The 23383-nt window shown below is 59.9% G+C and carries 23 protein-coding genes; 6 read left to right on the plus strand and 17 right to left on the minus strand.

Annotated elements, in window-relative coordinates:
* Window positions 1–25: 25 nt before the first annotated feature.
* Complete coding sequence (locus tag ABIC76_RS03925) at window positions 26–571, minus strand: hypothetical protein (RefSeq protein ID WP_102065802.1); 546 nt, start codon at window positions 569–571, stop codon at window positions 26–28.
* Window positions 572–972: 401 nt separating this feature from the next.
* Complete coding sequence (locus ABIC76_RS03930; RefSeq protein ID WP_354533046.1) at window positions 973–2022, minus strand: helix-turn-helix domain-containing protein; 1050 nt, start codon at window positions 2020–2022, stop codon at window positions 973–975.
* Window positions 2023–2377: 355 nt separating this feature from the next.
* On the opposite strand from ABIC76_RS03930, the gene ABIC76_RS03935 reads away from it, so the two are divergent.
* Window positions 2378–2827, plus strand: coding sequence for a helix-turn-helix domain-containing protein (locus tag ABIC76_RS03935; RefSeq protein ID WP_354533047.1), 450 nt, complete (start codon window positions 2378–2380; stop codon window positions 2825–2827).
* A gap of 153 nt (window positions 2828–2980) precedes the next feature.
* Here ABIC76_RS03935 and ABIC76_RS03940 read toward each other — a convergent pair whose 3' ends face one another.
* The 5 genes from ABIC76_RS03940 to ABIC76_RS03960 form a co-directional block, all read right to left on the minus strand.
* Window positions 2981–3493: a GAF domain-containing protein gene (locus ABIC76_RS03940; protein WP_354533048.1), complete on the minus strand. Its 513-nt coding sequence runs from the start codon at window positions 3491–3493 to the stop codon at window positions 2981–2983.
* Window positions 3494–3517: 24 nt separating this feature from the next.
* Window positions 3518–5071 carry a methyl-accepting chemotaxis protein gene (locus ABIC76_RS03945; protein ID WP_354533049.1) on the minus strand — a complete coding sequence of 518 codons (1554 nt, stop codon included), beginning with the start codon at window positions 5069–5071 and terminating at the stop codon, window positions 3518–3520.
* An 883-nt stretch (window positions 5072–5954) separates the two neighbouring features.
* Entirely contained in the window at window positions 5955–6239 is a 285-nt protein-coding gene (locus ABIC76_RS03950) for a hypothetical protein (protein WP_354533050.1), read from the minus strand.
* Between the two features lie 400 nt (window positions 6240–6639).
* Window positions 6640–9264 carry an AAA family ATPase gene (locus ABIC76_RS03955; RefSeq protein WP_354533051.1) on the minus strand — a complete coding sequence of 875 codons (2625 nt, stop codon included), beginning with the start codon at window positions 9262–9264 and terminating at the stop codon, window positions 6640–6642.
* Window positions 9265–9308: 44 nt separating this feature from the next.
* Window positions 9309–11153, minus strand: a complete 1845-nt coding sequence (locus tag ABIC76_RS03960) for a DEAD/DEAH box helicase (protein WP_354533052.1) — start codon at window positions 11151–11153, stop codon at window positions 9309–9311.
* A 231-nt stretch (window positions 11154–11384) separates the two neighbouring features.
* Between ABIC76_RS03960 and ABIC76_RS03965 the strand changes: the two genes are divergently transcribed.
* The 4 genes from ABIC76_RS03965 to ABIC76_RS03980 are packed head-to-tail and all read left to right on the plus strand — an operon-like array spanning window position 11385 to window position 13691.
* Window positions 11385–11783 carry a hypothetical protein gene (locus ABIC76_RS03965; protein WP_354533053.1) on the plus strand — a complete coding sequence of 133 codons (399 nt, stop codon included), beginning with the start codon at window positions 11385–11387 and terminating at the stop codon, window positions 11781–11783.
* A 22-nt stretch (window positions 11784–11805) separates the two neighbouring features.
* Complete coding sequence (locus ABIC76_RS03970; RefSeq protein WP_354533054.1) at window positions 11806–12753, plus strand: hypothetical protein; 948 nt, start codon at window positions 11806–11808, stop codon at window positions 12751–12753.
* Between the two features lie 45 nt (window positions 12754–12798).
* Window positions 12799–13056 (plus strand): hypothetical protein, encoded by a 258-nt coding sequence (locus ABIC76_RS03975; RefSeq protein WP_354533055.1) that lies wholly within the window; start codon window positions 12799–12801, stop codon window positions 13054–13056.
* A gap of 56 nt (window positions 13057–13112) precedes the next feature.
* Window positions 13113–13691: a hypothetical protein gene (locus ABIC76_RS03980; RefSeq protein ID WP_354533056.1), complete on the plus strand. Its 579-nt coding sequence runs from the start codon at window positions 13113–13115 to the stop codon at window positions 13689–13691.
* A gap of 80 nt (window positions 13692–13771) precedes the next feature.
* Here the strand turns inward: ABIC76_RS03980 and ABIC76_RS03985 are convergent, their stop codons facing one another.
* The 6 genes from ABIC76_RS03985 to ABIC76_RS04010 all read right to left on the minus strand — a co-directional run bounded on the left by ABIC76_RS03985 (window position 13772) and on the right by ABIC76_RS04010 (window position 18601).
* Entirely contained in the window at window positions 13772–14203 is a 432-nt protein-coding gene (locus ABIC76_RS03985; protein ID WP_354533057.1) for a hypothetical protein, read from the minus strand.
* Window positions 14204–14229: 26 nt separating this feature from the next.
* Window positions 14230–15006, minus strand: coding sequence for a LamB/YcsF family protein (locus tag ABIC76_RS03990; protein ID WP_354533058.1), 777 nt, complete (start codon window positions 15004–15006; stop codon window positions 14230–14232).
* A gap of 42 nt (window positions 15007–15048) precedes the next feature.
* A complete protein-coding gene (locus ABIC76_RS03995) occupies window positions 15049–16026 on the minus strand; it encodes a 5-oxoprolinase subunit C family protein (RefSeq protein WP_354533059.1) in 978 nt (325 codons plus the stop codon).
* Window positions 16023–16724, minus strand: a complete 702-nt coding sequence (pxpB, locus tag ABIC76_RS04000; RefSeq protein ID WP_354533060.1) for a 5-oxoprolinase subunit PxpB — start codon at window positions 16722–16724, stop codon at window positions 16023–16025. The genes ABIC76_RS03995 and pxpB overlap by 4 nt, the downstream gene beginning before the upstream one ends.
* Window positions 16725–16779: 55 nt before the next feature.
* Window positions 16780–17139, minus strand: a complete 360-nt coding sequence (locus ABIC76_RS04005; RefSeq protein ID WP_354533061.1) for a hypothetical protein — start codon at window positions 17137–17139, stop codon at window positions 16780–16782.
* An 85-nt stretch (window positions 17140–17224) separates the two neighbouring features.
* On the minus strand, window positions 17225–18601 hold the full coding sequence (locus tag ABIC76_RS04010; RefSeq protein ID WP_354533062.1) for an MFS transporter: 1377 nt from the start codon (window positions 18599–18601) through the stop codon (window positions 17225–17227).
* A 369-nt stretch (window positions 18602–18970) separates the two neighbouring features.
* On the opposite strand from ABIC76_RS04010, the gene ABIC76_RS04015 reads away from it, so the two are divergent.
* A complete protein-coding gene (locus ABIC76_RS04015) occupies window positions 18971–19879 on the plus strand; it encodes a LysR family transcriptional regulator (protein WP_354533063.1) in 909 nt (302 codons plus the stop codon).
* Window positions 19880–20003: 124 nt separating this feature from the next.
* Here ABIC76_RS04015 and ABIC76_RS04020 read toward each other — a convergent pair whose 3' ends face one another.
* The 4 genes from ABIC76_RS04020 to ABIC76_RS04035 are packed head-to-tail and all read right to left on the minus strand — an operon-like array spanning window position 20004 to window position 23376.
* Window positions 20004–20810, minus strand: a complete 807-nt coding sequence (locus ABIC76_RS04020; RefSeq protein WP_354533064.1) for an alpha/beta fold hydrolase — start codon at window positions 20808–20810, stop codon at window positions 20004–20006.
* A gap of 23 nt (window positions 20811–20833) precedes the next feature.
* Window positions 20834–22051, minus strand: coding sequence for a pyridoxal phosphate-dependent aminotransferase (locus tag ABIC76_RS04025; RefSeq protein WP_354533065.1), 1218 nt, complete (start codon window positions 22049–22051; stop codon window positions 20834–20836).
* Window positions 22048–22692 carry an RraA family protein gene (locus tag ABIC76_RS04030; RefSeq protein WP_354533066.1) on the minus strand — a complete coding sequence of 215 codons (645 nt, stop codon included), beginning with the start codon at window positions 22690–22692 and terminating at the stop codon, window positions 22048–22050. Before ABIC76_RS04030 ends, ABIC76_RS04025 begins: the two co-directional genes overlap by 4 nt.
* A 3-nt stretch (window positions 22693–22695) precedes the next feature.
* Window positions 22696–23376, minus strand: a complete 681-nt coding sequence (locus ABIC76_RS04035; RefSeq protein WP_354533067.1) for an RraA family protein — start codon at window positions 23374–23376, stop codon at window positions 22696–22698.
* Window positions 23377–23383 lie beyond the last annotated feature (7 nt).

Below are 23383 nucleotides of genomic sequence, written 5' to 3' on the forward strand. Positions count from 1 at the left end.
ACCGCGAGGCCCCCTCGCCAGCCGTTCACTCCACCACTTCGGCAATCTCGTCCACGTCGAGTGTCCGGCCGAACTTGTTCTTCAAGCCCTGCCCCCACGCATGCACGTGCGCGCCGGGTGCGAGGTATGACGCCAGCTCTGCTGCCGCATGGGGTGGCATGCGCAACGAGGTGCCGTCGTCCAGCAACGCGCCGCGCAGTTCGCCCTTCGGCCCAAACAGCGACAGCTTCACCTGCCCCGTGGCTTCCATCGGCCGGCGCACACCGGCACGCTTGGCAGGCTTGTCGCCCTTGGCGGGCGGGCCTTCATCGAGGATGACCTTGCCGCTCTCTGTGGTGAGTGAGATCGCCGCGATCATGTCGGCGCCTCGCGGCTTCACGCCGCGTATGCGGACTTTGTCGCCCGGCGCAACATGCCGGGCCAGATGACGCGACAGATGCGGCGGCACGTGAACCTGCCGAAGTGTGCGGCCACCCAGCACAAACCCGTCGACATCGCCTTCAGGGTTGAGAAGGAAGTTGCGGACCGTGCCGCGGACTTCCGGAAGACTTTCAGGATCGATCCAATGCATTGCTTACCCTCGTTGTGCTCGCTGTGAGACGGGTAGGAAACGCCGCAACCATCATGCCCATGCGCTGCAGCCCGCAGCTGTGTGCGGGGCGCTGACTGCCCTGCGCGGCGATACGCATTCCTCAATTATTCTCACCAACGCATGCCGGCTTGGGGCACATCGGTAGACTCGCCCGTAGCCATCTGTTCACGAGCCTCCGTGAAGAAAGTGGTCGGGGAGCCCCGGGGATTGACCACCCCGGGGCTTTTTTTCTTCCTGTGTGGGGTTGCCGGACATGAGCGGCGGGCAAGGCTCCGCGCGAACCCGCCGGCGGGCCGGCCTTTGAGGATGGTTGAATTTCCGGCCAACACACTGTTGCCGCAACGGCACACCTTGCCGCTACCTTGCTGCATGCGCGCCGATTACTTTGGTGTGTCGCTTGCGTTGGCGTTGAGCGCCGCAAGGCCGATGGCGCAGCGTGAGTCCACACCGACCTTTCTCATGATGTGCCCGACGTGGGTGCGCACCGTCCAGTAACTGATGTTCAGGGCCAGCGCGATCTGCTTGTCTGACATCCCCTTGAGCATCAGGTGGCAGACCTCGCCTTCGCGCGCAGTCACGCCAAACCGCTGCTGGAACCATGCAGACGACCCCACCGCCCGGGCGATCAGGTGAACCCGAACCATCGGTGCGGCGTTGCCGTCCTCTGCTGGTCGCTCCACACACAACCCGAAGCCATTCCACTGCACGCCGCGCGATCCGTTGGCCACCGCAGCCAATGCGGCGTAAAGCGCGTCACGCTCCTCGCTGCTGAGGCCGGCCAGGATGGCGCGCGCCTTGGCGTTGGGCTGGGGTTCCGCCGCGCCGTCCAACACGAATGTCGGCATGTGCATCTCGGCATCGGTGTCGGTGTCGGTGTCGGACTGTGCGCCGGCCTCCTTCCCTTCCTGAATCACGCGAAGCTGCTGGGCATTCAGCAGATGCGGCTTCAAGAGGTTGAGCAGCAAGGTCTCTCGGTCGCCAAAACGCTTGTTGGGGTCGCTGGTGCTGAATCGATAGTCGAGCAGCATCCCGTTGGCATCGGGCACGCGCAGGCTGATACCCGGATACGCCTGATGGCGATAGAGATAGTCGGTGAAGTATTCCGACTGGCCCCATTCCGAGCGCGCGATCTTGTGCTCGATCACCACGGGTTCAAAGCTGTCTTGCAGCAGCTCCGCAATGCAATCGACCGCGTGAAAGTAGTGCCGATATTCCACCCGCATGCCCTGGTCCCGGCCCCACAAGGCGCTGGAATGCGGATGGTGCGCACCGCCCGGCCACCAGAACAACTGCGCCATGAGATCCACATGCAGCAGCGCCCCGAGCTTTTGGGCCAGTTCGGGGCGTTCAACAAGGCTGCGGCTCGAGGGCTCATGAAGACGCCCCGTGATATCGAGCAGCGCGCGCAATTCTGCAGTGGAGAGATCCATCAATGAGTGGGCCGGCGTGCTACCGGCAGCTGGCTATCGGCGGTTGGCTATGGCAATCCGTTGTGGTGGTCGAGTCACGTCGGTCAGTACCCGTGCAAAGCGCTATATCGGCATGACGGCGCGGGGCTATAGCCGATGCACTGTCGTGGTGCCAAAGCGCCGCCCGTGTCAGGTCAAAGCAGGATTTGGCCCACGCGCGTAACGCACCCGCGCCATGCTGACCATCGCTAAGGATAGCGATGGTTGCCCGCCGCCCGCCTTTGCGATAGTGCGCCTGCGGAGGCCAGCCAGCCGCCTGCAAGCCGCGCCGCCGCATCAATACACGTTGCACATTGCCCTTGGAAGAGGAACCCGCATGCCAGAGCGAACGCGATTGCCAACCAGTCCGCCAGACACATGCCGCCCCAACCTCGCATCGACCGCCCTGGTGGCGCGTTGGGACGATGCTCCCACCCCACTGGCGGTGATCTTTCTCGACACCTCGCTACTGAACGATTCCACCTGGCTGCCTTCCACGCCCACGTTGCAGCCCATGGCGCTGGAGGAAGTGCAGGAGATGTTGAGCGGCACGTTGAAGGCGCTGCTGCCCGCCAACCCCGCGCCCACCACGCCCGAGCCCAAGCCCCTCACCCGCCGCCAGTGCGACGTTCTTCAAGAGGTGGTGTGCGGCCGCTCGAACTCAGAGATTGCGGAACGGCTGCATATCAGCGTGGAAACCGTCAAAAGCCACATGCGCCAACTGCTCGTGCGCATGGGGGCGCGCAACCGCACTGAGCTGGCGACGCTTTATCAGCGCAGCCGGTAGGCGAAGCGGCGTATAGGGAAGCAGCGGCCGAGGCTCCGCCTGCGAAAAAAACGCTCGCAAAGAGGCGAGCGGAAGGTCCGCGGCGGAGGGGGCCGTGCGGACGCAGGGTTACCAACTGCAGGAAGCTGACGAGCCACCGACCCACTCACGGCATTACGCAGAGACAGCGGCGCTCGCGCCCGCGTCAGACGTGATGAGGTGCGAGCAGAGGTGGGCGAGGTCTTGCAGGTCGGCAATCTGTGCGGCATCGATCTGCCTGGGCACCACATCGAGCACGCACAACGTGCCCAGGGCATAACCGGATCGATCGAGCAACGGTACGCCCGCATAAAAGCGGATAAACGGATGCCCCGTCACCAAGGGGTTGTTTGCGAACAGCGGATCGGCGGCGGCGTCTTCAACGATGAACGGCTCGGTCCCCTGGATGGCGTAGGTGCAGAAGGCCCAGTCGCGCGGGGTCTCGCGCACGTCCAACCCGTGGCGGGACTTAAACCACTGGCGCCGATCGTCAACAATCGACACCAGGGCCATCGGGACGCCCAGCGCGTGGCAGGCAAGCCGCGTGAACCGATCGAACTTCGGGTCATCGGCGGTATCGAGGATGCCGCAAGCCAGCACCGCTTGTACACGCGCGCGCTCGCGTGCGTCTGCTGAATGGTCATTCATTCGTGTCTCCTTGGGGCCGGTCGTCTATGCCACCTGGAAGCTCTGCACCGAGTGGGCGAGCGCCTTGCCCTGTTGTTCAAGTGCTTGCGACGCGGCCGCAGCCTCTTCAACCAGCGCGGCGTTGCGCTGTGTCATTTCATCCATCTCTGACACGGCAATGTGAACCTGTGCGATGCCCTGGCTTTGCTCCGTGCAGGCCGCCGCAATCTCTTCGATCAGCGACGTCACGGCGGCCACGGAAGCGGTAACCGATTCCATCGTCTTGCCAGCGCGATCCGCCACGATGGCACCTTCCTTGACGTGCTCGCGCGACGATTCAATCAGCTCCTTGATTTCCTTTGCGGCCGTGGAAGAGCGCTGCGCCAAGGCGCGCACCTCGCTGGCCACCACGGCAAACCCCCTGCCCTGCTCGCCCGCGCGTGCGGCTTCCACCGCCGCGTTCAACGCCAGGATGTTGGTCTGGAAGGCAATGCCTTCGATAAGGCCGGTGATCTCACCAATGCGGGCAGAGCCGTCGCTGATCTTGGTGATGACGTTGACCACATCGCCCACATCGGTGCTGCCCTGTTGGGCGATGCTGGACGCGTTGGTTGCCAGCGCGGCCGCCTGCTGCGCATGGGCCGCATTCTGTTGCACGGTAGTGGTCAGCTCTTCCATGCTGGATGCCATTTCTTCGAGCGCGGAGGCTTGTTCTTCCGTGCGGCTGGAGAGATCAACGTTGCCGCTGGCAATTTGCGTGGAACCGGAGGACACGGAGTGCGCGGCCTCGCCCACCTGCCCGATCAGCGTGCCCAGCCCATCGCAGATCGTCTTCATAGACGCCAGGACACTGCCCGGATGCGCCAGCGCAAAACTGGCCTGCGGACGGAAGTCACCCCCTGCGATGCGGGTTGCCGACACTGCCAACGCCGCCGGTTCAGCGCCCAGCGAACGCAGCAGGCTGCGGGCAATGGCCCAGCCCAAGATGCCGGCAAGCGCGAAACCGAAGAGCCCAGCACACACACCCACCCAGACCCCAGAAGCGGCATAGGCTTGCGCGCTTTCCACGGCCTGCGTGGAGCGTGCATTGGCGTAGTCCTCAAACTCCCGGACGGCGGCGCGCAGCGCAGCCAGCAGGGGTATGCAATCGCGGTTGATCATCTCGACCGCTGCATCGCGTTGGCCTGCCCGAGCCAGCCGCACGATTTCAAGCACGACCGGCCCATACCGCGTTTCAACAACACGAATGGCAGCGATCAGCTTGCGAGCCGTTTCCGTCACGTTCGGGCCGTTCTGCGCTTCGGCCTCCAGCTTTGCGAGCTGTTGCTCCACATCGGCGTGGGCTTTCTCGGCCGCTTGCAGTTCCTTTGCACGAGCGGACTCGTCCGAGGCGAGCACCGCATTGCGCGCCGCAATGGCGCGCTGGTTCACCGCCGACCGTACGGAGACAGCAAGCTTTGATCTGAGATACAGCCCGCGCTCGAAATCTCGGAACTGGTTCCCAAGCGCGTTCAATTCATAGCAACCGATTGCGGCAACAACCGCCACCAGAAAAGCTAGCGCCCCGAACGCGCCGGTCAGTTTCGCCTTCACCGTCATAGAGCTCCCCGCTCAAAGTGCTTCTTCATGAAGCTTGTTTTGCCGAAGCGTAAAGGGGCTCGCAGCCGCACACGGAGGCCAAAGCGATCTAAACCGAAAGGTTTATTTCTTGCGAAATACAGGTGAGATGGCGCAACACCAGCCTCTTTATTGCTTTGCATAACAACTCACTGCGGCGACGCACGGCAGCCGGCTTCTTTTTTGCACCCCACGAGGGAAGGGGGGCTGTGGAAAACCGCGTTTCAATATGAACGCAAGCGGCGCAGAACGCGGATGCCGGATTACTCCGTTTGAGGCGGCCGCCCGACGATCATCACCCCCCTCGATGCGGCAAAAACGCCACCAAGAGGGGGAAACGGACCGCGCTTTCTTTGCTTTGCGTTCCGAGCTTCGAGCTCTGAGCTCCACGTGTCGAGCTCTGAGCTCCACGCGCCGAGTTCTGAGCTCCACGCGCCGAGCTCTGAGCTCCACGTGTCGAGTTCTGAACCTCACGCTTGGACCTCTGAGCCTTACGTTTGGAGTTCAGAACCTCACTCTTGGAGTTCCGAACCCCATGTTTGAGGCTCAGAACCCCACGTTCGGCCCTCAAAGCTCCGATGTATCGGACCTCAGACATCCGCGCTCCGCCCTCTGAGGGCCACGTTCGGCTGTATTAGGTCGACACACGGCGCTCCAAGCTCGGCGCGCGAGTGTTTGAGGTCGAAAATTTGAATGTCTGCGAGCGGCGCATGGAGGTTGGCGCTCGGCGTTTGGGCCCCAGACCTTGGCGGTCGGGCCTTGGAGGGTCGCGTTTGGCCCTTTGGGCTCGGCACGCGAAGGGTTGGGCGTTGTGCCCCGACATAGCGCCCCCGCCCGTCTCGGGGTCGCGTTACTGCTGTTTTAGTTATTTCTTACGGTTTGCGCGCTGAAGCACGCTCAAAACATCCCACCGGAACAAGTCCACCGTCACACCATCCAGGGCGCTCAGCATGAACGCCCCGATCGCGTCCATAAAGCCGGCCTGAAATTCGAGGGCCTTGTCCTTGAGGAAGAACTGCTGGTGAAAGCGCAACGTCTGTGGCTGGAAGTTGCGGTGCATCTTCATGTCCATCCGCGCCTTGTGCAGATATTCCTTGGCCGCCAAGGCGCCCTGTGCGTACAGGAGGTTCTCCGTGACATTGACGGTCATCGGGCACCTCCGGACGGTGGCCGTTGCGCGATGCTGGTGAACTGATGGTTTGCGGGGCGATGCCCGCGTGGGATGGGTACGGCTTGGGTCGGTTGATCCATTGTCTTGCCCTCTGGTTTGAGTGAGGAGCCACCCACCGGTGAGGGTGGGCGGGCACACGACAAGGTCTGCAATACCGACGATCCATCAAGACGGCAGGGCCTAAGCCCTCCCTGCCGAGGCCCGCCCGTAGGGGCGAACGACAGCAGCGGTAGAAACTTGATGTTTCTTCCGGACGGATCGATCGAGATTGCAGTCTCGGCTGCGGTTGTTGCCGCAGCGCGGGGAGTTTAGCCGGTATGGAACAGGCCAAGCAAGGCGGCATGCCTAGTGCAACCTGAAAGCGCACTGAACTGGATTACTAAGTCGCAGCTCGAGCCCCAAAGTCTTTGATCCATTGTGCCAACATATCTGCATCTTTCTCGAGCACTTCCAAGCTCGGGCTCTGCGCAGGTAATTCGCTCGATTGTGAATGCTCAAATACGGAATATCGAGTCATCAAATCATCAATCATTGAGCAGTCTGCTGCCTCAATCTTCGAAAGCGCGCCGATTCTTCCTTGCGTCGTGATACTCCGGCGGAACCGCACCAGCACGTCATTCAGAAGGACGGTTTCGACGCAGCGCTCCACCAATATACGAAAATCGCTACAAAAACTCTTAACTCGCTCCTCATAACCCTCTACGTCAGCGGCGTCATGTAATTTACGCAACTGCTTTAGAGTCTCCTCACGAAGCCGGTTCAGAGCTTTTTCAGGCTTAGCCTCGCGAATACTAACGTCGGCCACGAGCCCGACAGCGTCACCTAGACGCCTTAGTGACGTTGTATGCAATTCAACTGGCGCGTCTTTCTTCTCCAGTAAAGCCTGTTCGCGCAATTTCTTCACAGCCGACTCGACTAAAGCGAGCAACGACAGCCTGTGCGTAAAAATAATTACCTGGCGCTCTTCGGCAAGTCTAACCAAACGCTCGACAACATGCTCTTCGAAGTCCTGATCAAGAGACGATATTGGATCGTCAAAAACGAATGGCGTAGGCTGACCTGATCCTGATATATCGGCAAGAAATGCTGCGAGCGAAATAATACGCCTCTCGCCTTCGCTAAGAATCAGATCGGCCTTCACCTCATCTCCCGCGTTCTTGAGACAAAGTGAAAAAGTTACCTTTCCTTTCCCCTGCTGCCTACTCCTAGGCTCGACTGGCAATCTATCCCCATTTAAATCTTTCAGTTCTTTAAAAAATCGCTCTTGATATCCGCTCTTTAGCTCTTGCTCAGAAAGCTCGTTATTTTTCTTCGTCAGAATTGCCGTGGACGTCAACGAAATTGCCCTATCAATAGCAGCGACTGCGTTGAGCCTACCAATCTCTTCGCGAATGGACTCTAATTCTCGATTTATCCATTGCGAACCCAGCAATTCATTTACACGCGCCGCTAGCTGCTTCCTCTTTCCATCCTCCTGCATCTCCAAAAGAGCTTTCTTTTCTGCAGCAAGCATTGCAGATACCGTTCCGATAGGCTTATCCACAATCGACCAATCAATAGAAGGCAAGCCTTCTTTCACGACCACAACCCCCGCTTCCTCGCGACAAAATTCAAGGGACTTAAACCAGTCTATTGCCGTCGCCTCATCTATCTTGATAGAACTAGCACTGGCGATCCATGCCGTTTGATCAGGAAGTGCCGGCAATTTTTTCGACAAATCCTTCAATAAATTTTCAGCTTTCTCGGCGTCCTTTTCCAAACTGCTTTTCACAAACTCCTCAAAGTGCTGCATGCGCTTCTTTGCGTCTGGCTCCAATATTTGCTGACACAGTACACATTTAGCTTGATCGTCGGTCTGAGGGTAGTCTCTCCCCTTGTAAGCGTGCGCCGTGGAAAATTCACGTGCTTTCTCCCAAAGCTGTCGCCACAGATCTTGGCCTACTCCCTCCAAAGGAGCGTCTGCAAAAACCTTGGAAGCGTCCTCCGTTGCCAACTTACGCTTGTGCAACGCGTCAGCCCGAGCGGCAACAAGTTTTCCCAGCGCTTCGTCGCCCAGCGAGGTTTTCCACCCCTCGACCATCTCCCGGACACTGTTCAGTGCACGCGTTTCACGTTCGATCGCTCTAAGACGTCCTGGGATGTCTTTCTCAGCAAGAGCGGCCTCTCCTGCGATACGTTCGCTGTCCATCTCGGGCGTATATTTGCAGGCAACCTCGACTTCTTCCTGTTTAATTCCCGCCTTTAAACCATTTAACCACTTTACCGCGGAGGTACTTTCTAACCCCTGGGGAGGTTTTGGAAGTTTTGATAAAAGCTTATTTTTCCTTTCACTCAACTCCGATGAAACCTCATCGCATATCTTTATGAGCGAGGACACAAACCTCATTCTCGAAGGCTCGTACGTCGCCTCATTTTTTTGGCCGAAATATAACGACGCTACGCTTGAGTCAAACAAGTGAACATGACGTAACTTAGGAACAGCCCCACTCGATGGACTCCACTCAACGCTCTCTTCGGACTCACCAATACGCAAATGAACCCGCGCTGACAGCTTTGATTGTTGCTTACGGAAGACATTACCCAATAAATCTTCCTTTGCGCGCGAGCCGCAGATTTGCTTTATGAGTCTGGAATAACCAGTTTTTCCTGATCCATTGGTACCGTAAACCACAGTTAAACCGGTTACGCCAAAATCTAGAGTTGCGCCTTCCTTGATCGCATTGACACCAGTCACATCGCTAAGCTTGCGTAAATGGATTTTTGGTTGAGCCGCCGCCTGCGCCAATGAACCCGGTGCCACAACTTCAAACTTCGTGCCCTCTGTCCTTGCGGCCTCAGCCAAGCACAGGTCTGCTAAAGCGTGTATGGCGGCAGAATCAGGTCGCACTTTTGTGCTGATCATTCTGGAGGCCGCGGTCTGCAACCATTTATGCCTTTCGGATAGCCATTTCTCAAAGGAATTTTGTATGTTCACAGATGCGATGCTTTTTTCTTGACCCTTCATTTCAGCCTCCCCAAATATTGGTCTCGTACGCTACTGTCGTCGCCCTACGCCACCAACGCACCCCCACAAGCCTCCTCCACCCTGACAGCGAACTCAGAATCCCGATCCGCCGTCATCACCAACTCATTCATCGCTCGCGTCATCCCCACGTACAACACGCGCGCTTGTTCATTGGCGTCATGCTTCGCAAGCGGCAATTGCCCCAACCCGGGAATCGCCACAAACGGAAACTCCAACCCCTTGCTGCCATGTAGCGTGAGCACGTTCACGCTGTCCTTGTCGTGCTTGCTCAAGCCTTTGCTCACAGGAATGTTGGCCGCCTGCAGGTGGCTAATCACATCGGCGCGCTGCGTCTTGAGGTAGGTGAGCACGGCCATGTCGCGCCAACGCGTGCCCGCCTCATTTGCCGCGCGCAGACGGTCAGCCACGTAGTCCAGTTCTGCCTTGAATGTCGGCAAGCGAATGAACTCCGGCGCGTTGCCGTGGCGCCCCGCTGTTTCCGGGGGGATAAGCGGTGCGCCGTCTTCTTCGGCGTCTTCAGCGGTCAGCAAGTCATTCGCAAAGGCGTGGGCCACCCCCAGCACTTCGGCGCTATTGCGGTAGTTGAGCTTGAGGATGGTGGTGCGCCCACGCGCCTGAATGCCGACGCTGGAAAAGCTGAACTTGAGCTTGCGAGACTTTTGATAGATGTCTTGCGCGCTGTCGTACATGACCAGCACGGAATTGGTCTCCGGGTCGACCATCTGCACAACCAGCCGTAGCCATGCAGGGTCGAAGTCATGACCCTCGTCGAGCAATAACGCGCTGTATTGCCCTGCCGGCACTTGACCGCGATTCACGCCCTCGATCACGTTCTGAACGAGCACGGCATAGTCTTCGTCGCGCCACAGGGCGGCCGGCTTGTCGAGCTGGTACGTCGTTGCCATGTCCACGCACCAACTGTGGAAGGTACGCACATGCACCTTTTGTGACAGCCCCTTGTGCTCCATCCATCCCGTCAGCTTCTGCGCAAGCGCACGGTTGAAACACAGCACAAGCACAGGCTTGCCAGACGCTTGCGCAAGGTACTCCGCGCGATAGCCGAGGATCATTGTCTTGCCGGAGCCAGCCACGCCATGAATAACGCGATGCCCATCCCCCAAGCTGCGGGCAAGTTGCTCTTGCTGCAAATCCATGACGCGGATGAGATCGGGAATGGCGGGGCGAGCAGCCCGCGTGGCCGGTTCGTCATCAGCCTCGAACAGGCTGCCTTGCCGGCTGACGATGCGCACATCGGGGAAGAGGTGCCAGCGGATACGGTCGATCTGCGGCAGTTCAAGCAGGCAGCGGAACGGCTGCGTGAACATGTTCCACAACCGCTGCTGGAAGGCTTCAGGGTCAACGGATTCGGTCATCTCGTCTTTGCAGATGACTAGGCGACCGGGCATCACGTCTTGCATGCCGGACGTCTCGAACTCTTGCCGCGAGATATTGGGCAACACCAACCCGTGGCCGTAGGGCATACAGAGCTTGCCTGCGTACTTGCTGGTAGCAGGCTCAACCAACAGAGGGTCACGCTTGAGCATGTCCACCGTGGCCGTCATGAACTCGCGCGATTTGAGCAGCGGGTTCACGTCCTTGACCAACTTGCCGTCAAAATCGGCTTCTACGAGTTGAGGGTCGAGCCGAATAATGCTGCCGATTTTCCAGTCCTTGACCTCCAGCGCCAGCAAACCCCGGTGCGGATTCAAGATCAGGAAGTCCGGCCGCCTGCGCTTAATGCCGACCGTCACGTCGTACCAGCACAGATAATCGTTCTCAAGAAACGCCTCGAGCCGTCGAGCAAAACGCTTCTCGCCCGAGGTCATGCGCCCCAGGCAGCTATTGAGACTGGGGATGAGTGTTGCCATACCGCCCCTTTAGATATTTTTGATTAGGCGCTTTTTTATAATCCGTTTTGGTTATTAGCGCTTTGCTTTTATTGGCGAACAGCATAACCCACGGATTGCCGCTTGGCAGCCCCAAATCAACAGGTTTATTCCGATTGAGATTACCCCTCTGGAGGGAGGCGAGATGTCGCATCTGTGCAGTAGGATGCCCAAACCACGCAGAACAACATAACGCGGCCGGCAGTTCATATATTGCGCAGCAATATCACCGACCCATTACCTACCGCCACCCGTATGCCCCTGCGAATACTGGCGTTTTCGGCTGCAGCGGTGATGAGCTTGACGGTTTGCGGCTGCACAGTTGTACAGGTATCCGGCCCGGCGCAAACAGCGGTGTCGTATCACGCGGGCACGGTGCGCATTGAGTCTGGCGACGCGCGCGGAACGCTGGTTGTAAAAACAGAGGGCATTGGCGTCATTCCGCTGCAGGACGGTGTGGCGATCGGCCTGGCAAAAGAGGAGCGGGTGGTCATTGCGGGCGACGCGCCTTGCAAGGTCGTGCTGGTTGTCCGAAACCCATCCGACCTGCAGAAAGCGAAAGAACTACTAGAAACCATCTCCGCGGGCAAAAACATCTGCACCGTGGATTGATAGGCAACCGAGGGAGGGGGTCATGTACGCAAAAACCGCAACGGCGGCAGCCATCGCCTATGCGCTGTCCGGATGCACCGCACTGCCGCAATCGGCACTGATTTACTCATCACGCAGCACGGTGGGGATTTCATTGACGTCAAACCCGGCGAGTTCTTCGGGCATTACGGTCAGTGCGGGTGTCGATATCGTGGATGCGGCGTACGTACCGGTTGCGGTTACGCCAAAAGTCCCCGCGGGGAGTCCGGTCGTTCCGACGGTAACAACCATCCAGGCAAGTAACGGTTCACTCGATGGCAAGAAGGATCAAAACACGGCCACAAGCGACAACAACGCGCGGAAGATCGATGACTACGTCAAAGCGTTGAACGAGGTGCAAACACTCTCCAGCCAACTGAGCGCCTTGAAGGAAAAAGATCGCCTCACCACTGCATATCGCAACGCGTCAGACATCAGTACGAAGCTGTCAGAGAAGAAAACCCCAGCGGCCGATGCAAACGAATTGGTGAATGCCAACGCTGCAACAGATAACGCCAAGAAGGCGCTCGACTCCTTTACTCAAAGCCATTCCGAGTTGACTGGCGACGTTCCAACCGTCACCGCCCAGCTAGAAAGAGCGCAAGCCGACGCTAGCCAGAAACGTGCTGCGGCGGCTGAAGCGGCCGGTCTTATCCAACAAACCAAGACGGATGCTTTCTCGGTCTACGGTCGGTTTGACGGCAACGTGTCCGGTGGTGCGGCCGCAACCGTAACCGATGGAAAGAGTGCGCCCACCACGTCGGTCGCCTTGCTCGCTGGCAAGGTTTTCTCAACGGGCGTGGCTTCACAAAACCTGACCGAAGCCGCCAAGGTCAGTGCCTCCAAGGACGCCATTGCGCAGTGCATATCTACCGTAAATGCCGCAGTGGCAAACATGACTACGGGGCAGGAGGACTACAGGAAGAAGTTGCTGGATGCCTGCGCGCACTGATCGGCCACCTATCAACTAGGCCAATTGCCCATGCTCGAAGCCCAAATGAAACGGTTGCCCCAGACGTCCAAGATGACACGCGAGCAATACACGGCGTATCGATGGCGCCGCGTGTGGATGCTGGTGGCGTGGATCGTCTTGGCGTTCGTGTTCTACATGATCTGGCAACACACTGGCACTGTCGGCCGATGCATCTTGGCCGTGATGGGGTATTTCTTCGCACCGGACATTTCCATGATCGAAGACGTTTTTACGTCGTATGAGAAATACGTCGCACCGTACGAGAAATACGAGAAGAAATAAGCCATCAACAGCGGCCCACACACGCCACCCCAATCCCCAACGCCATGCCCGAGCACATGAATGTCGCCATCGTGCTGGAGCGCGCGACATCGCCCGCTGATCGGCTGACGACCATTTCCGCACTGGCAGCGGCCTTTGCCCGGTTCTTTGGTGAGCCGCAGGAGGTATTTCGCATCAACTACGTGACGGGGATGTCGGAATGCGAAGCGTGGTCCGCAGCCCCGCGCCTGCTTGAAGAGCAGACCGGCAAGCACGAACTGCTCTTCGTGTATGGCGACCGTGTGGCGCCGCTTGATGGCACGCGCAGCAGCATCCATACGGAAAGCAATGCCCTGCGGGTCAGCTTTTTGGTGTCGCTGCCTGTGCCGCTGAATATGCCGCTCGCGCAACTGGAGCCTCACCTGCTGGACGCGGCCGAAGCCATCAGCCGTGCGGCAGACACATTCGCCATTGCCGCGGGCTGGGAGCTTGAGCTGGACGTGGATTTGGAGCCGCAAGACGTGGTGCGCGGCAGCTTCACAGGCTTTCCGCTGTGCCGGTGGCTGGCCGGGCCGACTCGGTTGTTGTCTAGAGGGCCAGTGGGTTTTGCGGGGGTGAGCCGGTTGGAGGGGATGACGTTGCTGCGGCGTGTTTGAGGAACGACATACGCTCCAGCCATTGCTTGCATACGACTGTCTGGATGCCGACCGATTGGCTAGCCGGAAGCAGTAGACAACTACGCCATGCCGACGGTGTCCTCGATTTCGACGAGCGGATCACCGTACCCGACAATGCATCCGTCTTTTGCGATGCGGCGGAGAAGACTGCCCTGGCAAGGCGCATGCACCGCGCTGACCACCGAAGCAACGCTGATATAGCCCAGGTGCTGGCCTACGGCTACAAGGTCACCTTCCACCGCAGGCGGCACTTCGCTCAGCGGGTGGCACCACGTATAGACGCCTACGGCCTGCGCACGCACGACTGATGTCTGCCGAGCGACATGCGCGTCAACAACGAGTGCTGCAACCGTGCCGTTGTGGGGGTGTGCGGTTGCCGACGGTCTGGAGAAGACGATGTGAAGTCCTTCTGCCCCGCGCCGATATTCGAACTCTCCGATCGGTGCAGCGTCCAGACGCTGGATCAGAGCCTTGATGTCTTCGATGTGCATTGCAATGTCGTTAAGTGAGAGGCCGCTTAGCTGAACGACTTGACGCTGATACCCGCTTGCTCGAGCGTGCGACGAACCTTGGCGGCCATCTCGATCGCGCCAGGGGTGTCGCTGTGCACGCAGATCGTGTCGATCTGCACTGGCAGCATGCGTCCGGAGATGGTTTCAATGCCGCCAGCCTGCACCATTCGCAGCATCCGGCTCGCAACTTGATCCGTGTCATGCAGCACGGCGCCGGGTGTCTTGCGATGCACGAGGTGCCCTTCTTCGTCATAGGCGCGATCGGCAAACACCTCCCGGCGCACCTGGAGCCCAAGCTCACCGCTGATCTGCTCCATCACCGAACCTGCAAACGTCATGCAGATCAATTCAGGATTGACAGCCTTGATCGCGCGGGCGATGGCGGTTGCGATCTCCACATCGGTTTGCGTCAGGTTTCCCAAGGCGCCATGGGCTTTTACGTAGGTGATGCGATGGCCGGCATACCTCGCAAGTGCCTCGGCGGCGCCGATCTGATACGCAACCAGACGCTCGATCTCGCCCGGCGTATAGGGAAGGACCCTGCGCCCGAAGCCCCAGAGGTCTGGGAAGCCGGGGTGCGCGCCAATTGCCACGCCGCGCTCTTTCGCCAGCCTGTAGGTTTTCACCATGATCTCTGGATCGCCGGCGTGCATGCCACATGCGACGTTGGCCGAGGTGACGATGTCGAGGATTGCCTCATCGTCTCCCATGCGATATGCGCCGTAGCCCTCCCCCATATCGGAGTTGAGATCGACTTCAAGGATGTTGCCGCGTGCGTTCATGGGTGAGTTCTCTTTGATTTGCAGTGTTTGGATTGGGCGGAGTCAACCACGCTGCGCCATGAGCGCGAGGCTGCCGCGAAGCTTGGCGTGTTCTTCCATCTGTGCCCGCAGCGCAGACAGTGCGGAGTCGATATCGGTCATGGCAAACCGGATTCGGCACCCAATGGGCGCTTGCGCCAGTCGCCATAGGTCGGCCTCGATGATGGTCGCGATCTTTGGGTAGCCGCCGCAGGTGTTTGCATCGGCAAGTTGCACGATCGGTTGCCCGGATGGAGGAACCTGCACCGTTCCAGGAACAATGCCGTGCGAAAGCAACTCCACCGGCGCTGCAACTGACAGGCATGGGCCAGCTAGCCGATAGCCGACCCGGTTGGCCTCAGGTGTGACTTCATAGTCGGCGTGTTGGAATGCGTGTCGCGCTTCGGCGGTAAAGAGCCCGTACTCGGCGGCAGGCAACGTCCGCACCGTCACGTATCCCGACGCCAGCTCCCGCCACAACGCGGGAACATCGCGGGGAACAATGCCAAGGCCGGTATTGCGATGGTCGCGTCTTTGCACGACGTTTGACTTTAGTGTGTCCCCTCGTCGCAAGCCTCGCCCTTCCAGGCCACCGAAGCCGGCTTTCAGATCGGTTGACCTGGACCCAAGCACGGGCTCGACATCGATGCCCCCGCGCAGCGCGACGTAAGCCCGCGCCCCACGCTTTGGCCGTTCGATCGAAAGGGACTGCCCTGCCCGAGCGCTGCGCCCCCACCACGGGGCGACGCGTTCATCATCCAGCCGGACCGCACAATCGGCACCCGTCACGGCAAATTCCGTATCCGCTTCGAACCGTGCGCGGAAGGGAAACAGGCAGATCTCAATGGCGGCGGCGCTGGCTTCGTTGCCCACCAGTGCGTTGGCAAGTGACATGGCCACCGTGTCCATTGCTCCGTTACGGCTGACGCCCAATGCCATGGTCCCCGGACGCCCCAAATCCTGGATGAGGTTGGGTGCTCCGTTTGTAAGAATCTCAATCACGGCTCGATTCCTTTCACCAGAAACCGGACGCGGTCGCCGGGTGACAACAAGCACGCGGGCTTTCGATGCGGGTTGAACATTTCGATCTGCGTCGCCCCCACGATGTGCCAACCCGAGGGCGCCGTACACGGCATCACACCCGCCTGATTGCCACCCACAATGACGGCCCCCGCCGCTACTTTCATGCGCGGCACCGTTCGCCTTGGGACGGTCAACTCCGGTGGCAAGCCGGTCATGTAGGCGAAGCCCGGCATCGATCCCACGCACGCAACGGTATAGAGAGCGGCACTGTGGCGGTCCACATACTCCTCAACCGACAGCGATGCGCCGTTAGCAAGGGCGGTCAAGTCCTCTCCTGTCGCACCGCCATAGACAACCGGTATCTCAATGTCGCGGCCCGTGCTGGCAAGCGGCTCGGTTGTCTCCCACAACTGCCTGAGCCATTGCTCGGCTTGGGCCGGATGCAACGCGAGCGGATTGAAGATAAACAGCAGGTTGTTGACGCCGGGCACAAGCTCGCAGGCAGGATCGTTTCCAAGCTCGGTGCGCATGCGATGGACAAGAGCGATCAAGCGCTGCTGGATCGCGGCATCGAACGCGCCCGTCGACGGATCGAACAGAATCGCCCCCGACCCCGCGGCATGCACGCGTGCGTGTCGCGTCGATGCGGGAGTGCCATTTGCCGTATCAAGCGCCAAGTCGCCCCGGGAGGCCCAATGTGGGACGCTTTCTCTCACGCGAACCCTGGCCATTTCAATCATTCTTCGCTAGGCAGGCGTAGACAGCATGGTGACGATTGCGCGTGTGCGGACGAACCTGTGCAGCCCATCGACCCTCTTCAACGGCACGTGCCCATTCGGGGCTGGTGAGTACGCTCGGGTCATCTATTTCATAGACAGCTGTGTAGATGGGAGCGGGGGCCTCCTTGTCCATCACGCCGGAGCCGATGGCCATCGAGAATGGTTCGCCCTTGAAGCGCTGAATACTGCGTACGCCGGGCACCGCGAGCAGCGAGGGCGTGTGCTCTGTGTCGTAGACCTCGTTAAACAGCGCCTCGTACTCCGGGGCGACGTCCATGGAAGAAATCAGGATGTAGTCGGTTTGAATGGGCATGCTTGCCGTACCTCATGTGGTGGTGTCTCGCTCTCGGACGCTGTGGCTTGCGCGATAGGCACATCCGAGAAATGCGTCGTCTTATTCAGTACCGTGCCGGCTCCTGGCTCAGTGCTGCGGCAGCAAGCGGCTCAGGGCGAAACTCTGCGCCGTGCGAACTACTTGCAAGCGCAATGTCTTCCTCGTAGTCGGGGTCACGGCACAGTACTAGGCCAATGCCCGTCACGACGGCGGTGAGCACGATGTAAGCAGCCAGTGCTTGCCAGTTCCCGTAGGTTCCGAGCAGGTACGTGAAGAGCCATGGCGCGATGGCAGCGCCGATGACGCCGCCAAGCGTGTATGCGAGCGAGCTGCCGGCGTAGCGAAGGCGGGGACTGAACTGCTCCGACACGAGCGCCGCCTGCGGCCCATACATCAATGAATTGGTGAAGAGGCCGCCAATCACTGCGAGCACGATCCCTGTGTACCCCATGCTTTCCATCAAGGGGAAGAAGATGAACGGCCACGCAACAGCACACAGCGCGCCCACCGCATAGATGGAGCGTCGTCTGACCCGATCGGACAGATAGCCGAATGCCGGAATCATGAACGTCTGGAACAAGGAGCCGATCACGACGGCAACCATGGCTTCGCTGGGCTTGAGACCATGAACGCGCGTCGCATAGGTAAGTACGAAAACGGTGGACATCGCGTACATGACATCGGGGCACATCCGAATCATCGTGGCCGCAAGGAGCCGTTTCGGCTCGTACTTCAATACGTCGAGCATGGGCGACTGAGAGACCTTGCCCTGCTGCTTGATGGCTTCGAAGACGGGCGTTTCTTCCACCTTGATTCGAATCCAGATGCCCACACCAACAAGCACGGCCGACATCAGAAAAGCAACGCGCCAACCCCAAGTGAGAAACGCCTCGCGAGACATCAATGCCGCAAGAAGGGCCAGCACACCGTTGGCCATCAGGTTGCCAAGCGGCGGCCCCATCTGTGCAGCGGAGCCCGCGAAGCCGCGACGGCGTGGATCGCTGTGCTCGCTCGAGATGAGGACGGCGCCAGCCCATTCACCGCCGACGCCAACCCCTTGCGCCATGCGCAGCAGAACAAGGATGACTGGGGCGGCGATACCAATCGACGCGTACGACGGAATCAATCCGACAAGGACGGTGGCAATGCCGATCAGCAAAAGCGTCCAGACAAGAATGTTCTTACGCCCAATGACATCGCCAAGCCTACCAAACAGGATGCCCCCAAGCGGTCTGGCGACATAACCCACCGCATAGGTTCCGAACGCCAGCAAGGTGCTGGACAGCGGATCACCAGATGGGAAGAAGACGCTTCCGAAAATGAGGGCTGATGCCGACGAGTAAATAGCGAAGTCGTACCACTCCAGGCTTGTGCCTGACAGCGATACGATGAAGGCGCGCGCACTCTGTTTTTTTGTGCGTCCAGTTTGTTCCGTGTTCATGACTCTCCTCCGGTTCGGTGTCATTGATGCTACGCAGCGCGTCGTGTCGGCTCAAACGGGTTTTCTTTGGGCAACCTGATAGATTTTTCTTTTGCAAAGAGCCATTCGTATGCACCGTTCTGCAGCGTGCCGGCTTCAGCCTGGGGCGTGCACCCCTGCAACTGCGCCATGGAAGCGGCGACTCCAGGGGTGAACTCCGATGCGGTGATCTGCCGGTGCAATCGGAAAGTGAGTGACGCTGCAAAGAGGCCCCGCGCCAGCGGGTTAGGGAAAATCCGGGGTCTTCGATTTGCCTAGGCTTGGTCTGCACAGGTTGTCCAAGCCGCGTGCGCCGCGCACACTAGACGCTTTATCAAAGCAGAGTTGGCGATGAACACGCGCTTTCTTCAGAGCTTCATCCTTGTCGTGAAACTCGGGAGTTTCCGTGCGGCCGCGGAGCGGCTGCATATCACTCAAGCGGCAATTTCGAACCGAATTGCTTCGCTCGAAGAGGAGATCGGGGCGCGTGTGTTTGACCGCGATGCCCGAGACCTCCGACTCACGCCCGCGGGCTTACGGCTGATTGGCTATGGCGAGCGCATGCTCGAACTGCAGGAATACATCATGCAGCTGGGCCGTACAGATCAGCCAATACTTGGCAATGTCCGCATCGGCGCGATCGACAGCGTCGTCCACACATGGCTCGTTGGTTTCATCGAGCATCTGCGAACTTCAAACCCTGCCATCGAAGTGCAACTTAGTTCCGAGTCAACCGAGCGGTTGCACAAGAGCTTGCGCGACGAAGAGATTGATATCGCCCTCCAGACGGATCAACTGGTGGGCGATGGCATTGTGAGCATCACGTGTCTGCCGATGGCCTTGGGTTGGGTCGGGCGTCCGGAAGTGGGTGCACCCGCTCCGGATATCCGTGTGTTGCTGTCCCAACCCGTTGTGACAATGAGTCGAGGTTCGCAACCGTATCTTGTGCTGAAGGATGTCTACCGTCGGGTGGGGCTGCCAATGGGGACGGTCCACTGCGTCAATTCGATCGCCGCCATCGCCAGATTTGTGAAGTGCGGGTTCGGCAACGCGTTTGTGCCACTGCCGCCGATGAGAGACGAGGTCGAGCGAGGCGAGCTGAGAGTCCTCCCTACGGATTTGCCGTTGCCACCGCAGGGGCTCGTGGTGAGCTATCTCGAAAGCCGGGCATCTGACGCAATCCGCCTAGTGGCCGAACTGGCCTGTCAGGAGGCGGATCGGTTCATGCGCTCGATGCCGCCACCCTTCGCGCCAACCTGACGGGAATCAAGAAGTCTGCGCTGCGTCGCTAGCGGGTCAGGTCGTGTGACGATGAAACGCCCGCCGGGTTTATCCGTGATCTCGCACCCTCGCCTGGCTTCGGCGGAAGCCCGACCAACGCCCGTTACTCAGCGCGCGCCTGAAACTCGGCGATCGCGCGCCACATCAACACCGGATTCGAATACATAGGAAAGTGCCCGCACTCTGGAATCTCGGCGAGGACGACGCCCTGCTCCCGGATATGCCGCAGGTAGGAAAGCGAGGCATTCTGTGCGCCATACATGAACATCCGGGGGAACGGCAAGCCAAGAAATTTCTGCATCAAGTCGCCTTTGTCAGACAAATGCACCATCGACCGGAAGATGCCGCCTACCGCCCCCGCCCGGACTTTGTGCCGCAGGCTCGCGGCGTAGAGCGCGCTTGCGTAGGCGGGGGCATGTCGGGTGCGCTCAATGAAATCGTCGAAGAACCGCTCGGCATCTTGTCGCGGGTAATCGACGATCTGCCGACTCAGGAAACAATCTTCGGGGGCGATATTGCCCTCGATGTTGGTGAAGCTAAGCACCTGCTCGGGGTGTCTGTGCGCAAGCATCAGGGCCGTCAGCCCTCCCATCGAATGCCCCACGAGGTGGAACCGCTCAAAACCGACCCGGGCGAGCACAGCGAGTGCTGTCTCCACCAGAAACGGGATGCTGATCTTTGACAGATCACCGCAATGCGATTCACCGCAGCCCGGCGCGTCATAGGCAAGGAATGGGTGGCCGGCAAATTCCGCATGGCGGACGGTATCGGCGTAATCCTCCTTGGTGGAGCCGAAACCGTGCAAGAAGACGATCGGGGCCTTGTCGCCATTGCGATGGATGGCACTGATGTCAACCGCCGTATTGACGACGGTGAGAGAGAACTGCGATTTGAGGAATTCCTGAGACATCGGAATCATGCTCCTGGAGTGGCTTACGCAACGAGCGAGCGACAAAAATCCTGAATGGCCGAGCATGCCTTCTGCAGCGATGCATCATCGAGTGCGTAGGCAATCCGAATGTACGGCCCGAGCCCGAAGGCGCTTCCGTGAACGACGGCAACGCCGGCTTCGTCAAGCAATGCGTTGACGACGGCTTCATCGGTGTCCAGATATGTCTGCGCTGGGGTGGTCTTGCCAATCAGGCCTTGGCATGACGCGAACGCGTAGAAAGCCCCTTGCGGCACAGCACAGCGCAAACCAGGTGCTTGATTGAGCAACTCCACAACCGTGTCACGGCGGCGCTGAAACGCGATTCTGGACTGCGCAATGAAATCCTGTGGCCCGGTCAACGCTGCCAGTGCGGCATGCTGCGAAATGGAACACGCGCCAGACGTCTGCTGCCCTTGCAGTTTCTCCATGGCTTCGATCAGCCATGCTGGCCCGGTGCCGAACCCGATACGCCAGCCGGTCATTGCATAGGCCTTGGATACGCCGTTCATGGTCAAGACACGTTCGCGCAGCCGAGGCTCGACCTGGGCGATGGTGTGGAAAGGCAGATCGTCGAAGATCAGGTGCTCGTAGATGTCGTCGGACAAAACGAGTACGTCAGGATGATCAAGCAGGACACCCGCCAGCGCGAGAAGCTCATCGCGCGTGTACACCGCCCCGGTCGGGTTGGAAGGCGAGTTGAGGATCAGCCAACGCGTTTTGCGCGTTAGTGCCTGGGCCAGCGCCTGCGGGGTCAGCTTGAAGTCGGTCTCGGCGCCACACTCCACGACGACTGGGCGGGCACCGCATAGCTGGACGATTTCCGGGTAGCTCACCCAATACGGTGCCGGAACGATGACTTCGTCGCCCTCGTTGAGCGTAGCGGCCAGGGCGTTGAAAATTACTTGCTTGCCGCCGCTGCACACGAGCGTGTTGCGCCAGTCGACATCGAGGTCATTTTCACGTTGGAACTTGGCGGCAATCGCCTCGCGCAGCACGCGCAGGCCCGCCACCTGTGTGTACCGGGTGTGCCCTGCACGGATGGCAGCAATGCCGGCTTCGCGCACGTGCTCGGGCGTATCGAAATCCGGCTCCCCGGCGCTCAGCGAAATGACGTTGGCACCACTGGCCCGCCGCGCGGCAACGCGGTCCATCACGCGGTAGGTAGCGGACGGCCGTGCGGCGGCAAGAAAGCGGTTCAATCCGTAGGCGGCGTCTGTCATTGCGCATCCCTCCAGCTGGTGAGGCCCATCAGCTCCAGCGTGCTGGAGCCGTTTTGCAGTGCGTCCATCATCTTTGCTTCCTTGTCGGCACGGGCTTGGCCGTGGGCAAGCGTCTGCTCGACAAGGGCTGCGGGAATGACCAATACCCCGTCGTCGTCTGCTACCACCAAATCGCCCTTTGCAACCGGGGTACCGGTCAAGCTGATCGGCTGGCCAATCGACGGCGCACTCGCCTTGATCGTGCCGCGCATGCAAATGCCGCGCGTGAACACGGGGAAGCGGCGCGCCGTCATTGCGGCGATATCGCGCACGCCTCCGTCAATGACGAGGCCCGCCACGCCTGCGGCTTCGGCCGCGACCGTCAGTACCTCACCCCAATAGCCGGCAACAAAGCCACCGGTCGAGATGACGAGTACGCTGCCGCGCGGCACTTTCTCCATGGCGATGTGGATGGACAGGTTGTCGCCAGGCGAACACTCCAGCGGATAAGCAGGCCCAGCAACGGAAGCACCGGGCCATACCGTATGAATGGCAGGGTCCACGGCGGCGGTGGACAAACCGGAGGCTTCGAACAGCGTGGAGGTGCCGAGCTTGCAGGCTTGTTCCAGTTGTACCGCGTCGTAGGTTGGGATCGTAGTCATGGCTCAGGCCTTCGTTTGCAGGGTGTGATAGCCCAGGGCCGCGCGGGCTTCGCCTAGTGCCTTGCCGAGTGCGATCTGCTCGCGGATGCGCGATTCAACTTCCTCGATCTGGCGCGCGATCTGCGCCACTTCGCGCGCGCGGTGCCGTGGCACGAAGACCACTCCATTCGCATCCGCGACCACAATGTCGCGCGAGGCGACGCGCACTGCACCGATGCCGACGGTCGTATTCACCGACTCGACCTGTACGCGGTCCTTGCCAGTGCGCATGAAGCGGCCTGCCGTGAAGAGTGCGTAGTTGTCTCCCAACGCCTTGCTCACGTCGCGGCAGACGCCATCGATGACGGTGCCGGCGATGCCACGCAGCCCGGCGTACTGGGTCATGATGTCGCCCCAGACCGTGCAATCAGTGCGGCCGTCGTTGTCGAGCACCACTACATCGCCCTCGGCCACGTCGTCGATGAAGTCTCCGACCGTGCCAGCCGGTACGCTGGCCGGCACGTACTTGACGGTGAATGCCGGGCCGACCACGACTTTGGTGTAGTTGGCCAGCGGCATGATGCCCACGGCCTGGCCATGCAGCCCCAGCTTATCCAGGGCATCCGAGACGGCGGGGGTGTCGAGGCCGGCGAACAAGGCAACCAGTTCCTGGTCCTCGGCGCTGGCTTTACGTGGATTCGTCATGTGCAGG

It is taken from the genome of Ralstonia sp. 1138, from assembly GCF_040544795.1.
Lineage (GTDB): Bacteria > Pseudomonadota > Gammaproteobacteria > Burkholderiales > Burkholderiaceae > Ralstonia > Ralstonia flatus.